This is a genomic window from Rhodanobacter thiooxydans (genome assembly GCF_021545845.1).
Classification (GTDB): domain Bacteria; phylum Pseudomonadota; class Gammaproteobacteria; order Xanthomonadales; family Rhodanobacteraceae; genus Rhodanobacter.
In genome coordinates this window covers 2,000,173-2,016,144 of record NZ_CP088923.1, presented here as the reverse complement: position 1 = coordinate 2,016,144, position 15,972 = coordinate 2,000,173, and the positions used below count along the sequence as shown (strand labels likewise).

The following is a 15,972-nucleotide window of genomic DNA, read 5'->3' as shown; positions in this document are numbered from 1 at the left end:
ATGGGTATCTCCGTAAGGTGGGCCGGGGCGTCCGGCACCTCATAGAGCCGCCCGGGAGGCCGAAGGATTCACGCGATTCGTGTGTGCCCCACGCGGCCATCAAGCGGCTGCCACGCGAAGTCGCTGCTCAACCACCCGCAGGCCGCCCCAGAAAGCGGGACGGACCCGAGCCTTTCAAGCGCGCGCAGAAGGACGTGGATGCGCGCTGGACGAAGAAGCACGGCAAGAGCCACTACGGTTACAAGCTGCACGCCAACACGGATCGGCGCTGGGGCTTCATCCGCAAGGTCGACGTCACCAGCGCCTCGGTCAACGACACCGAGGTGTTCGAGTCGATACTGGACGAGGCCAATACCCACAAAGATGTCTACGCCGACCGCGGCTATGCCAAGCACGCGCGGGAAACCGAGCTGTACGTGCAGGGCTATCGGGCCAACATTCAGCGCAAGGGCACGCGGGCTGAGCTGGAACGCGCAGAAAGCGAATTGCAGGATGCGCAGGACGCCATGCGCCCTGCCCCGGCCGTGACCATGCTGCCGCGGCTGCGCGAGCGCTGGGATGCGATGGTGAAAGTGCTGGCGCAGCGTGCGCAAAACTTGCCGGCAGCACGCGAAGCGATCCGCGAATTGCTCGGGGAGCGAATCACCGTCCGAAATGAAAACGGCGACCTCTTCGCAGAGATCGCCGCATCGGATTGTCAGCTAAAGCTGGTAGCGGGGGCAGGATTCGAACCTGCGACCTTCGGGTTATGAGCCCGACGAGCTGCCAGACTGCTCCACCCCGCATCAGAGTCCGCGAAGTTTACCGGGATGGCGGGTTTCTTGCAAGCACGAAGATCGCCGCAGCCGCTGGAAAACCATCCACCACCGGCGCCGAGGTCAGACGCCGAACGCGCGCTGGCACCACGCCAGCAAGGGTCCCCAGTACAGACCGAGCGCAAGCAGGGCCAGTGCGTTCACCGACAGCACCACGCGCAGCGACGTGTCGGCCTTGACCTCCACCACCGCGCCCTCCTCCGCCGTATCGAAGTACATCACCTTGATGACATACAGGTAGTAGTAGAGCCCGATGAACGCCGCGACGATACCGACGATGGCCAGCCACAGCATGTCGGCGTGGATCGCCGCCTCGAGCACCAGCACCTTCGCCCAGAACCCGAACAGAGGCGGCACGCCGGCCAGCGAGAACATCGCCAGCAACATCAGGAACGCCATCCACGGCGCTTTCTGGTTCAGGCCCTTGAAGTCGCTGATCTCTTCACACTCGAACCCGGCGCGGGTGAGCACCAGCATCACGCCGAACGCCGCCGCGCTCATCAACGCGTAGCAGATCACGTAGAACAGCGCGGCCGAATAGCCCTCCGGGGTCGCCGCCGAAAGCCCCAGCAGCACGTAGCCCATGTGCGAGATGGTCGAGTACGCCATCATGCGCTTGAAGTTGGTCTGCACGATGGCGACCAGGTTGCCGAGCACCAGCGATGCGGTGGCCAGCGCGGCCAGCATCGGCTGCCAGTACCGGCTGAGGTCGCCCATGCCGACCTCGAGCAGGCGCCAGGCCAGGCCGAAGGCCGCCAGTTTCGACACCGCACCGATGAAGGTGGTCACCGGCGTCGGCGCGCCGTGGTAGACATCCGGCAGCCACATGTGGAACGGTGCGACGCCCAGCTCGAAACCGATGCCCACCAGCATGAATATCAGGCCCAGCAGCAGCAGCTTCGGCGCGGTGGTGTAGGCCATCACGCCATGCAACTGCGCCAGATCCAGCGTCGGTGTACCACCCATGCCAGACGCACCATAGACCATCGACATGCCGTACAGCAGCATGCCGCTGGCGAGCGCACTCAGCACGAAGTACTTGATCGCCGCCTCCGGCGGCAAGAGCGCATCGCGATTCAGTGCGACCAGTGCATAGGACGACAACGACAGCAGCGCCAGGCCGAGGTAGATCGTCACCAGGTTGCCGGCCGACACCAGCACCATCACGCCGAGCACGGCGAAGATCATCAACGAGTAGAACTCGCCGCCGAACAGCTTGCGGTCGATCATGTATGGCCGCGCGTACACGAACACCACGGCGGTGAGACCCAGCGCAAAGACCTTGAGGATCTCCGCCATGTGGTCGCGCACGAACATGCCGTTGAACGCCGTCGCGGTCTGCTCGGGCTGGCCGGCGACCACCAGGTAGATCGCCACCAGCAGCACGGCGATGGAGATCCAGTGCAGCTGCGGTCGCTGCGCCGGTTTCATGAATGCGTCCAGCAGCAGGATCAGGCACACCGCCGCCACCAGGTAAAGCTCCGGCAGCAGGGTCAGGATGTCATGGAGAGTGGGCATGTTCGCTTCTGCTCAGATCTTGTGGACGGCAAGTTGCTGCACCAGGTGCGCCACCGAGCTGTCCATCAGGTGGACCAGCGGCTGCGGCCACACGCCGATGATCAGGACCGCAACGGCAAAGCCGATCAGCACCCAGGTTTCCCGCGCGGTCATCGGCGTCATGTGTCTGACGTGTTCGGTGGTCACCGGTCCCCACAGCACGCGCTTGACCAACCACAAGGTGTAGCCGGCGCCGATGATCAGGGTGAAGGTGGCAAACAACGCGATCCACGGACTGGCGCTGAAGCTGGCCAGGATCACCATGAACTCGCCGACGAAACCACTGGTGCCAGGCAGGCCGCAGTTCGCCATCGCGAACAACACGTAGAAGAAGCCGAACCACGGCATCATGTTGATGACACCGCCGTAATCCTTGATCTGGCGCGTGTGGGTACGGTCGTACATCACGCCGATGCAGGTGAACATGGCGCCGGAGACGAAACCGTGCGAGATCATCTGCACCATCGCACCCTGCATGCCCAGACTGGCCATCTCGGTGTTGCCGCCTTCGCGCACCAGCATGAACGCCATGAAGATGCCCAGGGTGACGAAGCCCATGTGCGCCACGGACGAATAGGCCACCAGCTTCTTCATGTCCTCCTGCACCAGCGCGACATAGCCGATGTAGATGATGGCGACCAAGCTGAGCACGATCACGATCCACGCGAAGTGCGCACCGGCATCGGGGGTGATCGGCAGGATGAAGCGCACCATGCCGTAGGTGCCGATCTTCAGCATCACCGCGGCCAGCCACACCGAGCCGCCGGTGGGGGCCTCGACGTGGGCGTCGGGCAGCCAGGTGTGCACCGGCACCATTGGCACCTTGATCGCGAAGGCGATCAGGAACCCGAAGAACAGCCACGCCTGCTCCTTCATGGTCAGCGGCAGGGCGGCCAGCGTCGCCAGGTCGAACGTATGCGCCTTCTGATACAGGTACAGCAGCGCAATCAGCATGAACACCGAACCGGTGAACGTGTAGATGAACAGCTTCAGCGTCGCGTATACGCGCCTCGGGCCACCCCACATGCCGATCAGGATATACATCGGGATCAGCACCGCCTCGAAGAAGGCGTAGAACACCAGCGCGTCGGTGGCGCAGAACACACCGATCAGCAGGCCCTCCAGCAGCAGCATGCAGGCCATGTACTGGTGCGGCCGGTTCTGGATGACCTTCCACGCCCCGCCGATGACCAGGATGCCGACGAAGGTCGTCATCAGGATCAATGCGACAGAGATGCCGTCCACCGCCAAGGTGAAATGCACGCCCCAGGTAGCAATCCAGACATGGGTTTCCTGCATCTGCATCACCGACCCGTTCGGGTCGTAGCGCAGCAGCCACAGGCTGATCACGAAGGTCGCGATGGTAATCAGCAACGCCAGCCAGCGCGCCAGCATCGGCCGGGCCGAGCCGGCCAGCAGCACCGGCACCGCGCCGACGATGGGCAGCCAGATCAGCAGACTGAGAAGATGAGTGAACATGGAGCCTGCTTCCCCTAGTTGCCGAACAGTCGATAGCCGCCAAACAGCACGATCACGCCGATGATCATGGCGAACGCGTAGTGGTACAGGTAGCCGGTCTGGAGTCGCCGCATCAGCGCCGCGCCGCGATGGATCAGCCGCACCGACCCGTTCACCGCCACGCCATCGATCACGCCGGCGTCACTGAACTTCCAGAACAGGCGCCCCATTTTCTGCCCACCGCTAGCGAACAGCGCGTACTCCACTTCATCCACCCAGTACTTGCGGTCGAGCACCGTCCACAACGGCATGAGCGCCCGCTTGATCCGATCGGCCAGCGCGGGATTGAACACGTAGATGTAAGTGCAGATCACGAAGGCCACCAGCACCAGCAGGAACGGCAGCTGGGTGAAGCCATGCAAGGCCATCGTCGCCGCGCCGTGGAACTCCTGGCCGAGCTCGGCCAGTACGTCGTTGGCCTCGTTCACGTGGATCGCAGTGCCGAACCAGTTGCCGAACAGCATCGGCCCCACGGTGACGTAACCAATCAGCAGCGACGGGATCGCCAGCAGGATCAGCGGCAGCGTGACCACCCACGGCGATTCCTTGGGCGGGTGATGCAGCACGCCGGGCTGGCCACCGCTGTGGTGCTCGTCCTCGTGCGAGTCGGCCGAGACGTGCACGTCGTAGACGATGTCGCTGGAAGCCAGCTCATGATCGTTGCCGTGGGCGGCGACGACGGTGAAGCGCTCCTTGCCATGGAAGGTCAGGTACATCTGGCGGAATGTGTACAGCCCCGTCACCAGCACGCCGGCCATCACGCAGAAGTAGGCGTAGTTCGCACCCCAGCGATGCGACAGGCCGACCGCCTCGATGATCGCGTCCTTCGAGTAGAAGCCCGAGGTGAACGGCACCGCCACCAGCGCCAGCGAACCGATCCACATGGTGATCCAGGTGACCGGCATGTACTTGCGCAGGCCGCCCATGTAGCGCATGTCCTGCTCGTGGTGCATCGCGATGATCACCGAGCCGGCACCGAGGAATAGCAGCGCCTTGAAGAACGCGTGGGTCATCAGGTGGAACACCGCGCCGGAGTACATCGACACGCCCAGTGCCACCGTCATGTAGCCCAGCTGCGACAGCGTGGAATACGCGATCACCCGCTTGATGTCGTTCTGCACGATGCCGATCAAGCCGGTGAACAACGCGGTGGTCGCACCGATCACCAGCACGAAGCTCAGCGCGGTCGAGGACATCTCGAACAGCGGCGACATGCGCGCCACCATGAAGATGCCGGCGGTGACCATCGTCGCGGCGTGGATCAGCGCGGAGATCGGCGTCGGGCCCTCCATCGAGTCGGGCAGCCACACGTGCAGCGGCACCTGCGCCGACTTGCCCATCGCGCCGACGAACAGCAGGATGCAGATCACGGTCGCCGCATCCCATTGCGTGTTCGCGGTGATCTGTAGGGTCTGGCCGGCCAGACCCGGCGCCGCGCTGAACGCACTGGCATAGTCCAGCGTGTGCAGGAAGGTCAGCACCGCCGCGATGCCCAACAGGAATCCGAAGTCGCCCACACGGTTGACCAGGAACGCCTTCAGGTTGGCGAAGATCGCGGTCGGCCGCTTGTACCAGAAGCCGATCAGCAGATACGACACCAGGCCCACCGCTTCCCAGCCGAAGAACAGCTGCAGGAAGTTGTTGCTCATGACCAGCATGAACATCGAGAAGGTGAACAGCGAGATGTAGCTGAAGAAGCGCGTGTAGCCCGGGTCGTCGCGCATGTAGCCGATGGTGTACAGGTGCACCACCAGCGAGACGAAGCCCACCACCACCAGCATCATCGCGGTGAGGCGGTCCACCATGAAGCCGACGCTGGCGTTGACCTGCCCGATCTGGAACCAGGTGTAGATGTTCTGGTTGTAGTTGCCCGCACCGCCCAGGGTGAGTTGGTACAGCACCTGGAAGGACAGCGCGACCGATACGATCATGCACGCGATGGTGACGCTGTGGGCGACCGCGCGGCCCGCGCGGCCAAGGAACGGGCTGACGAAACCGGCCACCAGCGAACCAAGCAGCGGCGCCAGTGCGATGGTCAACAGGACGCTCGTGGAAAGACCCATGGGTTCAGCCCTTCATGCTGTTGATGTCGGCGATGTTGATCGTGTTGCGCGTACGGAACAGCAAGACCAGGATCGCCAGGCCCACGGCAGCTTCCGCCGCGGCCACAGTGAGGATGAAAAACACGAACACCTGCCCCGACACGTCGCCCAGGAAGCGCGAGAACGCGACAAAATTCATGTTGACCGCAAGCAGCATCAGCTCGATCGACATCAGCAGCACGATCACGTTCTTGCGGTTGATGAACAGCCCGGCCACGGCGATGCAAAACAGCACAGCGCCGAGCACGATGTAGTGTGCGAGCGAGATCATGGCTTGGATTCTCCTGCGCTGCCTTCGTCGGCGGCTGGCGGTTGGCGCACGGCGTCCATCTTGACGATGCGTACGCGGTCGCGCGGATCGACCCTGACTTGCCGGCTGGCGGATTCGTAACGCGCGTCACGGCGCTCGCGCAGAGTCAGCGCCACCGCCGCCACCAGCCCTACGGTGAGCACCAGCGCAGCCACTTCGAACGGCAGCAGGAACTTCGTGTACAACGCCTGGCCCAGCCACGCGGTGTTGGACACACCGGCCACCGCGGCCGGGTCGGCACCCAGATCGCGCGCATGCATGGCCCGCACGCCGATCAGGCCGAGCATCTCGGCCAGCATGACGACGGCCACGATCACACCGACCGGCAGGAACTTCACGAAACCCTCGTGCATTTTCTCCAGGTCGATGTCGAGCATCATCACCACGAACAGGAACAACACCATCACCGCGCCGACGTAGACCACCACCAGCGCCAGCGCAAGAAACTCGGCATCCAGCAATATCCACAGGCAGGCGGCGCTGAAGAAGGTGAGCACCAGCGCGAGCACGGCATGCACGGTGTTCTTCAGCGTGATCACGGAAAGCGCGGCCGCCACGGCGACCAGGCTGAAGACGTAGAAGCAGATGATTTGCAGCGTTTGGGGATTCATCGAAGGGCCTCAGCGGTACGGCGCATCTTGGGCACGATCCGCAGCGATCTGCTGTTCGAAGCGATCGCCGATGGCAAGCAGCTTCTGCTTGTCCACCACGTTCTCGCCGCGATTCTCGAAGTGGTATTCGTGGATCGAGGTTTCGACGATCGAGTCGACCGGGCAGCTCTCCTCGCAGAAACCGCAGTAGATGCACTTGAACAGGTCGATCTCGTAGCGCGTGGTGCGGCGCTGGCCGTCGGATTCGCGCGGAGCCGAATCGATGGTGATCGCCAGCGCCGGGCAGACCGCCTCGCACAGCTTGCAGGCGATGCAACGCTCCTCGCCGTTCGCATAGCGGCGCAGCGCATGCAGCCCGCGGAAACGGTTCGACTTCGGAATGTGCTCCATCGGGTAGCGCATGGTGTACTTGGGCTTGAACATGTAGCGGATCGTCACGCCCATGCCGGCAACCAGCTCGGCCAGCATCAGACTCTTGAGATAACGGGTTATCACGTTCATGGCTTACGCTCCCACCCCGGTGCTGACCAGGCCGTAGTACTTCAACAGGCCGGCGACGAACACCCAGGCGATGCCAATGGGAATGAATACCTTCCAGCCCAGGCGCATGATCTGGTCGTAGCGGTAGCGCGGGAACGTGGCGCGGAACCACAGGAAGAAGAACGACATCACGAACGCCTTGATAAACAGCCAGGCGAAGCTGCCGGCTCCCAGCCAGCTGATCCAGCCGGGCGCGTCGGCGGAAATCCAGCCCTGCAGCGGGCTGAGCCAGCCGCCGAGGAAGAAGGTCGCCGACAGGAAGCTGACCAGGATCATGTTGGCGTATTCGGCCAGGAAGAACAGCGCGAAGGCCGAACCGGAATACTCCACATGGAAGCCGGCGACAATCTCCGACTCACCTTCGGCCATGTCGAACGGCAGGCGGTTGGTCTCGGCCACGCCGGAGACAAAATAGATTACGAAGACCGGCAGCAACGGCAACCAGAACCAGTCGAACAGACCCTTGCCGCCGGCCTGCGCGTTGACGATCTCGCTGAGGTTGAGGCTGCCGGCCAGCACCATCACGCAGACCAGGCACAGACCCATGGCCAGTTCGTACGAGATCACCTGGGCCGCCGAACGCATGGCACCCAGCAATGCATAGCGCGAGTTGGACGCCCAGCCGGCGATGATGATGCCGTAGACGCCCATCGAGGTCATCGCCAGCAGGTAGAGGATGCCCGCGTTGGCGTTGGACAACACCATCTTGCCGCTGAACGGGATCACCGCCCAGGCCGCCAGCGCGGGGACCAACCCGATCAACGGCGCCAGGAAATACAGGAAGCGGCTGGCCTTGGTCGGCAGGATCACTTCCTTGATCAGCAGCTTCACCACGTCGGCGAAGGCCTGCAGCACGCCGCCGGGGCCGATCTTGTTCGGCCCCAGGCGCACGTGCATCCAGCCGATGACCTTGCGCTCCCAGTACACGAACATCGCCACCGCGATCACCAGCGGCAGCACGATGCACAGGATGTAGATCAGCGGCCACACGACCTGGTTGATGAGTTGATCAGCCATGATGCCTATGCCTTGCTCAAGGTGATGGCTGCGCCGTGCGGCGGCAGCGTGGCGGTAAGGTCGTGGGCTGCCTCGATCCACACGGCGCCGTCGGGCACGGCCGCGTCGACCAGCACCGGCAACTGCACCGCGCCGATGGTCGCCTGGGCGCCGGCGACCAGGCCTTGCCGCCGGGCCTCGGCCTCGTTGAGGCGGATCGCCGGCGCGCGATTGAGCGGGTGGGCGTTGAGTGCCGTGGCTCGGCGCAGCACCGCATCGAGGCGGTAGATCGGCCAGGTGGCCAGCCGGGTGAGCGCGGCGGGCGCGGCGCGCGTCGACAGGCCCTGGCGCGGCACCTGTGCGCGCGCGCTGATGCCTTCGCGCAAACCGGCGATGTCATCGAACTCGAAACCCGCCAACTGCATCGCCCCGCCCAGGGCACGCATGACCTTCCAGCCCGGTCGCGCCTCGCCTGGCGCCTTCGCCCCAGCCGCCACACCCTGGGCCAGCCCGTCGACGTTGACCAGGGTCGCGTCGATCTCCGGCAGCAGCGCAATCGGCAGGATCACGTCGGCCACCTCGCGCAGCGAAGGGCTGGCATAGGCGCTGAACGCCACCACCTGGTCCGCGCCATGCAGCGCCCGCAAGGCCGCACCGCCATCGGCGAAATCGTGCGGCGGCTCGACGCCGTACAGCAGGTAGCTCTTGCGCGGTTGCGCCAGCATCGCCTGCGCATCCAGCCCGCCGTTGCCCGGCACCACGCCGAGCTGTGCCAGGCCGACGGCATTCGCGCCGACCGGCAGTTCGTCGTAACCGGCATCGGTGGCGTCGGCGATGAAACGGGCGATCGCGCGCAGCCAGGATGCCTGCGGATGGGTCACTGCGGCTTCGCCGAGGATCACCACGGCCTTGTCCGACTTCAGTGCGGCGATCGCGTCGCTGTCGCCCTGATCGCTCTGCGCCGACGCGATCGCCTCGGCCAGTGCTGCCGGCGCATTCGCACCGGCAGCCACGGCAGCCTTGGCCAGCGCCAGCAGCGCATCGACCATGGCCTGAGGCGCCACCACTGCCTCGCCGGCCAGCGTGTAGTTGAAATCGAAGTGTGCCGGATTGACCGCGTAGACCTTGGCGCCCTTCTTGGTCGCCTGGTGCAGGCGGTGGTTCAGCAGCGGCACCTCATAGCGCAGGTCGGAACCGATCAGCAGCGCCGCCCGGACCTGTTCTACCTCGGCCACCGGCAACGCGAACGACTGCGCCACGGCGTTGTCGGCGAAGTCGAGCTGGCGCAGGCGATGGTCGACGTGCGCGCTGCCCAGGCCGCGGGCCAGCCGCATCAGCAGGTCGCCTTCCTCGTTCGAGGTGGCCGGGTGCAGCAGGATACCGAGCTCGCTGCCAGGCACCCTCTTCAATGCCTCGCCGGCGAACTGCAGCGCGTCTTCCCAGGTGGTCGCCTGCCACTGGCCGTTGCGCTTCACTTCCGGAGCGCTGACACGGTCGGCGGCATACATGCCCTGATGGCTGTAGCGGTCGCGGTCGGACAGCCAGCACTCGTTGACCGCCTCGTTGTCGCGCGGCACCGTGCGCAGCACTTCGCCGCGGCGGGTGTGCAGCCACAGGTTGGAGCCCAGCGCGTCGTGGTAGCCGATCGACGGCTTGGCGACCATCTCCCAGGCGCGCGCCTTGAACTGAAACGGCTTGTTGGTGAGCGCACCCACCGGGCACACGTCGATGATGTTGCCGGACAGCTCACTCTCGACGTTCTTGCCGATGTAGGTGCCGATCACGTGGCGGTCGCCGCGATCCATGCTGCCGAACTCGTAGGTGCCGGCGATCTCGCTGATGAAGCGCACGCAGCGCGTGCAGTGGATGCAGCGCGTCATCTCGGTGGCGACCAGCGGGCCGATGTCCTCGTCGGCGATGGTGCGTTTGCGCTCGGTGAAGCGCGACACGCTGCGACCGTAACCCAGCGCCATGTCCTGCAGCTCGCACTCGCCGCCCTGATCGCAGATCGGGCAGTCCATCGGGTGGTTGATGAGCAGGAACTCCATCACGTTGCGCTGCGCGTGCAGCGCCTTGTCCGAACGGGTGAGCACCTTCATGCCTTCGGCCACCGGCGTGGCGCAGGCCGGCTGCGGCTTGGGCATGGGGCGCCCGCCCATCTCCACCTCGACCAGGCACTGCCGGCAGCTCGCCGCGACCGGCAGCTTGCGGTGGTAGCAGAAACGCGGGATCGGAATGCCGGCCTTGTCGGTGGCCTCGATGATCATCGAGCCCTTGGGCACCTGGATCGGCTTGCCGTCGACCTCGATGTTGACCAGGTTCGGCGCGGTGTTCTGGGTTGGCTGCGCGCTCATGCGGCGGCTCCAAGCTTGTCGTCGACCATGGAGCGACCGTGCTCGACGTAGTATTCGAATTCGTGCCAGTAGTGGTGCAGGAAGGCCTGCACCGGCCATGCCGCCGCCTCGCCGAACGCGCAGATGGTGTGACCCTCGATCTGACCGGCCACCGCCTTCAGGCGATGCAGGTCGTCCGGCACGCCCTTGCCGGCGACGATGCGGGTGAGCACGCGATGCATCCAGCCAGTGCCCTCGCGGCACGGCGTGCACTGACCGCAGGATTCCATGTGGTAGAACTGGCTGATGCGCTCGCAGGCCCGCACCATGCAGGTGGTCTCGTCCATCACGATCACCGCACCCGAGCCCAGGCCCGAACCAGCCTTCTGGATCGAGTCGTAGTCCATCGTGCAGGCCATCATCACCTCGGCCGGCAGCACCTTCATCGAAGTACCGCCCGGGATCACCGCCTTGAGCTTGTGCCCGTTGCGCACGCCGCCGGCCATCTCCAGCAGGTCCGCGAACGGCGTGCCCAGGCGGATCTCGAAATTGCCCGGGCGGTTGACGTGGCCGGATACCGAGAAGATCTTCGGGCCGCCGTTGTTCGGCTTGCCCAGGTTGAGGAACCAGTCGGCGCCGTTGCGCAGGATCGCCGGCACCGAGGCGTAGGTCTCGGTGTTGTTGATCGTGGTGGGCTTGCCGTACAGGCCGAAGTTGGCCGGGAACGGCGGCTTGAAGCGCGGCCAGCCCTTCTTGCCTTCCAGCGATTCCATCAGCGCGGTTTCCTCGCCGCAGATGTAGGCACCGGCGCCCAGCGCGGCGTAGATGTCCACGTTGATGCCGCTGCCGCCGATGTTCTTGCCCAGCAAGCCGGCCGCGTAGGCCTCCTTCAGCGCCGCCTCGAAGTGCTCGAACGGCTCGTGGTGGAATTCACCGCGCAGGTAGTTGTAGGCCACCGTGGAACCGGTGCAATAGCAGGCGATGGCCAGACCTTCGACCACCGCGTGCGGGTTGTAGCGCAGGATGTCGCGATCCTTGGCCGTGCCCGGCTCGGACTCGTCCGAGTTGCACAGGATGTATTTTTGCATGTCGCCCTTCGGCATGAAGGACCACTTCAGGCCGGTCGGGAAACCCGCGCCGCCGCGACCGCGCAGGCTGGATTTCTTGATCTCCTCGACCAGCGAGGCCGGATCGGGCTTCTCGGCGAGGATCTTCCGCCACGCCTTGTAGCCATCGACCTTCTCGTAGCTTTCCATCGACCACGGCGTGTCGAAATGCAGCGTGGTGTAGACAACCTGGTGTTCCTGCGGAGCGGGTCCGACGGCCATCAGTGCTTCCCCTCGGCGTCGTGGGCGTGTGCGGGGCCTTCGATGCTCAGGCCATCGAGGATCGCATCGAGCTTCTCGATGGTGAGGTGCTCGTGGTAATGCCCGTTCACCGTCATCGCCGGCGCGTAGACGCAGGCCGCGATGCATTCCTCTTCCTGCTTCAGGTAGACGCGACCATCCGGCGTGCTTTCGCCCAGCTTGATACCCAGCTTCTCCTCGCAATGGCGCACCAGGTCATCGGCGCCGTTGAGCCAACACGAGATGTTGGTGCAGATCGCCACGTTGTTGCGGGCCACCGGCTTGGTCTCCAGCATCGAGTAGAAGCTGGCCACCTCGTACGCCCAGATCGCCGGCAGGTCGAGGTACTTCGCCACCGCGGCGATCAGCTCGTCGGTGAGGAAGCCCTTGTTCTGCTCCTGCGCGCCGAACAGCGCCTGGATCAGCGCCGAGCGCTTGCGGTCGGGCGGAAACTTGGCCACCCAGTGGTCGATGTGCTGGCGGGTGTGCTCGGTGAGTACGACGAGGGGATCGACGTTCCTGACCTGCTCGTAATGTCCGGTGGCTTTCATGCGTTGAACTCCGGGATTCGGGTTACGGGATTCGGGATTCGTAAAGAAACCGTCCCGCCGTTCGCGAACCTCGATTCGGTGTGAGTCTGGCGGCTGTAACGAATGATGGAATTCGAAGCTCGAAGCACCGGGCCGCCGCACGCTGCTCTATCGAATCCCGATTCCCGTATCCCGAATCCCGTGTTCATCGATCCACTTCGCCGAACACGAGGTCGTAGGTACCGATCATGGCCACCACGTCGGCGAGCATGTGGCCGTGCACGACGGTGTCCATGGATGACAGGTGGGCGAAGCCCGGGGCGCGCAGATGCACGCGGAACGGCTTGTTGGCGCCGTCGGAAACCAGGTAACAGCCGAACTCGCCCTTGGGCGCCTCGACCGCGCAGTAGGTTTCCCCGGCCGGCACGCAGTAGCCTTCGGTGAACAGCTTGAAGTGGTGGATGAGCGCTTCCATGTCCTGCTTCATCTCGACCCGCGACGGCGGCGCCACCTTGAAGTTCTTCACCATCACCGGACCCGGGTTGGCGCGCAGCCACTCCACGCACTGCCGGATGATGCGGTTGGACTGGCGCATCTCTTCCACGCGCACCAGATAGCGGTCGTAGCAGTCGCCGTTGACGCCGACCGGGATGTCGAAATCCATCTCGGCGTACTTCGCGTAGGGCTGCTTCTTGCGCAGATCCCACTCGACGCCCGAGCCACGCAGCATCGCGCCGGTCATGCCCCACTGCTGGGCCAGTTCCGGGCTGACCACGCCGATGCCGACGGTGCGCTGCTTCCAGATACGGTTGGTGGTGAGCAGCACCTCGTATTCATCCACCTTCGATGGGAAGTCAGCGGTGAATGCGTCGAGGAAGTCGAGCATCGAGCCTTCGCGCCAGCTGTTGATGCGCTTGAGGTCGGCGCCCTTGTGCCACGGCGACTCGCGGTACTGCGACATCTGCGCCGGCAGGTCGCGGTAGACGCCGCCCGGGCGGTAGTACGTGGCGTGCATGCGCGCACCCGACACCGCCTCGTAGACGTCCATCAGCTCCTCGCGCTCGCGGAACGCGTACAGCATCACCGCCATCGCGCCCAGGTCGAGCGCATTCGAGCCGATCCACATCAGGTGGTTCAGGATGCGGGTGATCTCGTCGAACATGGTGCGGATGTACTGCGCGCGTTCCGGCGCCTCGATGCCCAGCAGGGTTTCGATCGCGCGCACGTAGGCGTGCTCGTTGCACATCATCGACACGTAGTCGAGCCGGTCCATGTAGCCGATCGACTGGTTGAACGGCTTGGACTCGGCCAGCTTCTCGGTACCGCGATGGAGCAGGCCCACGTGCGGATCGATGCGCACGATGGTTTCGCCGTCCATCTCCATGATCAGGCGCAGCACGCCATGCGCGGCCGGATGCTGCGGGCCGAAGTTCATCGTGTAGTTGCGGATTTCCTGCATGCTCAGTTCTCCCGCCAGTGGTCGGCGGCTTCGGCCTTGGCCTGCATCAGGTCGGCATCGTCGCGGATGGTGCGCGGCACCAGCACGCGCGGCTCGATCGACACCGGCTCGTAGATCACCCGCTTCTGCTCGGGGTCGTAGCGCACCTCGACGTTGCCGATCAGCGGGAAGTCCTTGCGGAACGGATGGCCGACGAAACCGTAGTCGGTGAGGATACGGCGCAGGTCGGGATGGCCGTCGAAGATGATGCCGTACAGGTCGAACACCTCGCGCTCGAACCAGTTCACGCCCGGCCACACCGCGGTCAGCGACGGCACCAGCGGCAGGCTGTCGTCCTCGCAGAACACGCGCAGGCGCAGCCGGCGGTTGTGCTCGATCGACAGCAGCTGGATTACCGCCGCGAAGCGGCGCGGCTGACGCTCACCGCGCGGGCGGCCGGCCCAGTCGAAACGCCCCTGCGCCTGACCTTTCACGCCACGCGAAAAACCGGTGCTGGAGACGGTCCTGGTGTCCCACTCGGTCTGGCCGTAGCCGAGGTAGTCGATGCCACACAGGTCGATCAGTTCGCTGAAGCGGAACGCCGGCTCGTCGCGCAGCGCGGTGGCTACCGCAATTAGGTCGTCAGCGGCCAGCTCGGCGACAGTCTCGTTGCGCACGGTGCTGATGGCCAGCGTGTCGCCGAAACGCGCGGTGAGCTGCCCAGCCAGCGAAGTCTTTGGGGTGTCGGTCATGGACTGCGCCTTCAGGGATGTGCCGCTCAAGAGCGCGCGATGGTGTTGGTGCGGCGGATCTTCTTCTGCAACTGCAGGATGCCGTGGATCAGCGCTTCGGCCGTGGGCGGGCAGCCCGGCACGTAGATGTCCACCGGCACGATGCGGTCGCAGCCGCGCACCACGGAATAGGAATAGTGGTAATAGCCGCCGCCGTTGGCGCAGCTGCCCATCGAGATGACCCACTTCGGCTCGGGCATCTGGTCGTAGACCTTGCGCAGCGCCGGCGCCATCTTGTTGACCAGGGTGCCGGCCACGATCATCACGTCGGACTGGCGCGGGCTGGGGCGGAATATCACGCCGTAACGGTCGAGGTCGAGCCGCGCCACGCCGGCGTGCATCATCTCCACCGCGCAGCAGGCCAGGCCGAAGGTCACCGGCCACATCGAGCCGGTGCGCGCCCAGTTCATCAGCGCATCGACGCTGGTGGTGGCGAAGCCGCGTTGCACGACGGGATTGTCACCGGCCGGCCGCAGGATGTCGTCGACCAGGTTCAGCGGCTCCGGGTTGTGCATCACCCGGCTGATGGAATCGATCACTCCCATTCGAGCGCTCCCTTCTTCCACACGTAGGCGAAACCGACGACCAGCAGCAGCAGGAACAGGCCCATTTCGATCAACGCGACGAGGCCGATCTGCTTGAACACCACCGCCCACGGAAACAGGAAGGCAATTTCCAGGTCGAAGATGATGAACAGGATGGCGAGCAGGTAATAGCGCACGTCGAAGCGCATGCGGGCGTCTTCGAATGCCTCGAAGCCGCACTCGTAAGGCGCAAGCTTTTCCGCCTCGGGGCGGCGTGGACCGGCCAGCAGGCCGATGACCAGCAATGCCACGCCAAGGCCGACGGCAACGCCGATGAACAACAGGACAGGCCAGTATTCGGCAAGCACGATGCAACTTACCTCCGCGCCAGCGGCGCATCAGCGACCGCGGGGATTTGCATCCAGCAACGCACGGTCAGGCGACTTCGATTCGGCAGGCCAAGACAGCCATGGGCTTTCCAGCCATGCCTGCGGGCTCTGCCGCCGCGCGCAGGCATCCGATGTCTCGCGAAATGGATCCGCGAATCTCGCCATTGTATCA

The 15,972-nt window shown here is 64.7% G+C and carries 15 protein-coding genes and 1 tRNA gene; 1 reads left to right on the top strand and 15 read right to left on the bottom strand.

Translation table 11 applies throughout. From position 1 onward, the window contains the following. Positions 1–17: 17 nt before the first annotated feature. Entirely contained in the window at positions 18–752 is a 735-nt protein-coding gene (locus tag LRK53_RS19425; protein ID WP_369491339.1) for a transposase, read from the top strand. Here the strand turns inward: LRK53_RS19425 and LRK53_RS09005 are convergent. The 15 genes from LRK53_RS09005 to LRK53_RS08935 all read right to left on the bottom strand — a co-directional run bounded on the left by LRK53_RS09005 (position 709) and on the right by LRK53_RS08935 (position 15,779). Next, positions 709–785 (bottom strand) — tRNA-Met (locus tag LRK53_RS09005). The genes LRK53_RS19425 and LRK53_RS09005 overlap by 44 nt on opposite strands. A gap of 93 nt (positions 786–878) precedes the next feature. Then, complete coding sequence (gene nuoN, locus LRK53_RS09000) at positions 879–2,333, bottom strand: NADH-quinone oxidoreductase subunit NuoN (protein ID WP_027492182.1); 1,455 nt, start codon at positions 2,331–2,333, stop codon at positions 879–881. A 12-nt stretch (positions 2,334–2,345) separates the two neighbouring features. Next, a complete protein-coding gene (locus tag LRK53_RS08995; protein ID WP_027492181.1) occupies positions 2,346–3,851 on the bottom strand; it encodes a complex I subunit 4 family protein in 1,506 nt (501 codons plus the stop codon). Positions 3,852–3,865: 14 nt separating this feature from the next. Continuing rightward, entirely contained in the window at positions 3,866–5,953 is a 2,088-nt protein-coding gene (gene nuoL, locus LRK53_RS08990) for an NADH-quinone oxidoreductase subunit L (RefSeq protein WP_027492180.1), read from the bottom strand. A gap of 4 nt (positions 5,954–5,957) precedes the next feature. Then, positions 5,958–6,263, bottom strand: a complete 306-nt coding sequence (gene nuoK / locus LRK53_RS08985; RefSeq protein WP_008435603.1) for an NADH-quinone oxidoreductase subunit NuoK — start codon at positions 6,261–6,263, stop codon at positions 5,958–5,960. Further along, positions 6,260–6,913: an NADH-quinone oxidoreductase subunit J gene (locus LRK53_RS08980; RefSeq protein WP_027492179.1), complete on the bottom strand. Its 654-nt coding sequence runs from the start codon at positions 6,911–6,913 to the stop codon at positions 6,260–6,262. Before LRK53_RS08980 ends, nuoK begins: the two co-directional genes overlap by 4 nt. A gap of 9 nt (positions 6,914–6,922) precedes the next feature. After that, positions 6,923–7,414: an NADH-quinone oxidoreductase subunit NuoI gene (nuoI, locus tag LRK53_RS08975; RefSeq protein ID WP_027492178.1), complete on the bottom strand. Its 492-nt coding sequence runs from the start codon at positions 7,412–7,414 to the stop codon at positions 6,923–6,925. A 3-nt stretch (positions 7,415–7,417) separates the two neighbouring features. Beyond that, positions 7,418–8,470 carry an NADH-quinone oxidoreductase subunit NuoH gene (gene nuoH, locus LRK53_RS08970; protein WP_027492177.1) on the bottom strand — a complete coding sequence of 351 codons (1,053 nt, stop codon included), beginning with the start codon at positions 8,468–8,470 and terminating at the stop codon, positions 7,418–7,420. Positions 8,471–8,475: 5 nt separating this feature from the next. Then, on the bottom strand, positions 8,476–10,803 hold the full coding sequence (gene nuoG, locus LRK53_RS08965) for an NADH-quinone oxidoreductase subunit NuoG (protein ID WP_027492176.1): 2,328 nt from the start codon (positions 10,801–10,803) through the stop codon (positions 8,476–8,478). Beyond that, positions 10,800–12,110 (bottom strand): NADH-quinone oxidoreductase subunit NuoF, encoded by a 1,311-nt coding sequence (nuoF, locus tag LRK53_RS08960; RefSeq protein ID WP_027492175.1) that lies wholly within the window; start codon positions 12,108–12,110, stop codon positions 10,800–10,802. Before nuoF ends, nuoG begins: the two co-directional genes overlap by 4 nt. Further along, entirely contained in the window at positions 12,110–12,679 is a 570-nt protein-coding gene (gene nuoE, locus LRK53_RS08955; RefSeq protein ID WP_027492174.1) for an NADH-quinone oxidoreductase subunit NuoE, read from the bottom strand. Before nuoE ends, nuoF begins: the two co-directional genes overlap by 1 nt. A gap of 184 nt (positions 12,680–12,863) precedes the next feature. Then, positions 12,864–14,117: an NADH-quinone oxidoreductase subunit D gene (locus LRK53_RS08950; RefSeq protein WP_027492173.1), complete on the bottom strand. Its 1,254-nt coding sequence runs from the start codon at positions 14,115–14,117 to the stop codon at positions 12,864–12,866. Positions 14,118–14,119: 2 nt separating this feature from the next. After that, positions 14,120–14,848 (bottom strand): NADH-quinone oxidoreductase subunit C, encoded by a 729-nt coding sequence (locus tag LRK53_RS08945; protein ID WP_235642002.1) that lies wholly within the window; start codon positions 14,846–14,848, stop codon positions 14,120–14,122. Positions 14,849–14,874: 26 nt separating this feature from the next. Further along, the gene (locus LRK53_RS08940; protein WP_027492172.1) at positions 14,875–15,432 is read right to left on the bottom strand and encodes a NuoB/complex I 20 kDa subunit family protein; all 558 of its coding nucleotides are present in this window, start codon (positions 15,430–15,432) and stop codon (positions 14,875–14,877) included. Next, positions 15,423–15,779: an NADH-quinone oxidoreductase subunit A gene (locus tag LRK53_RS08935; protein ID WP_008435614.1), complete on the bottom strand. Its 357-nt coding sequence runs from the start codon at positions 15,777–15,779 to the stop codon at positions 15,423–15,425. Before LRK53_RS08935 ends, LRK53_RS08940 begins: the two co-directional genes overlap by 10 nt. Positions 15,780–15,972 lie beyond the last annotated feature (193 nt).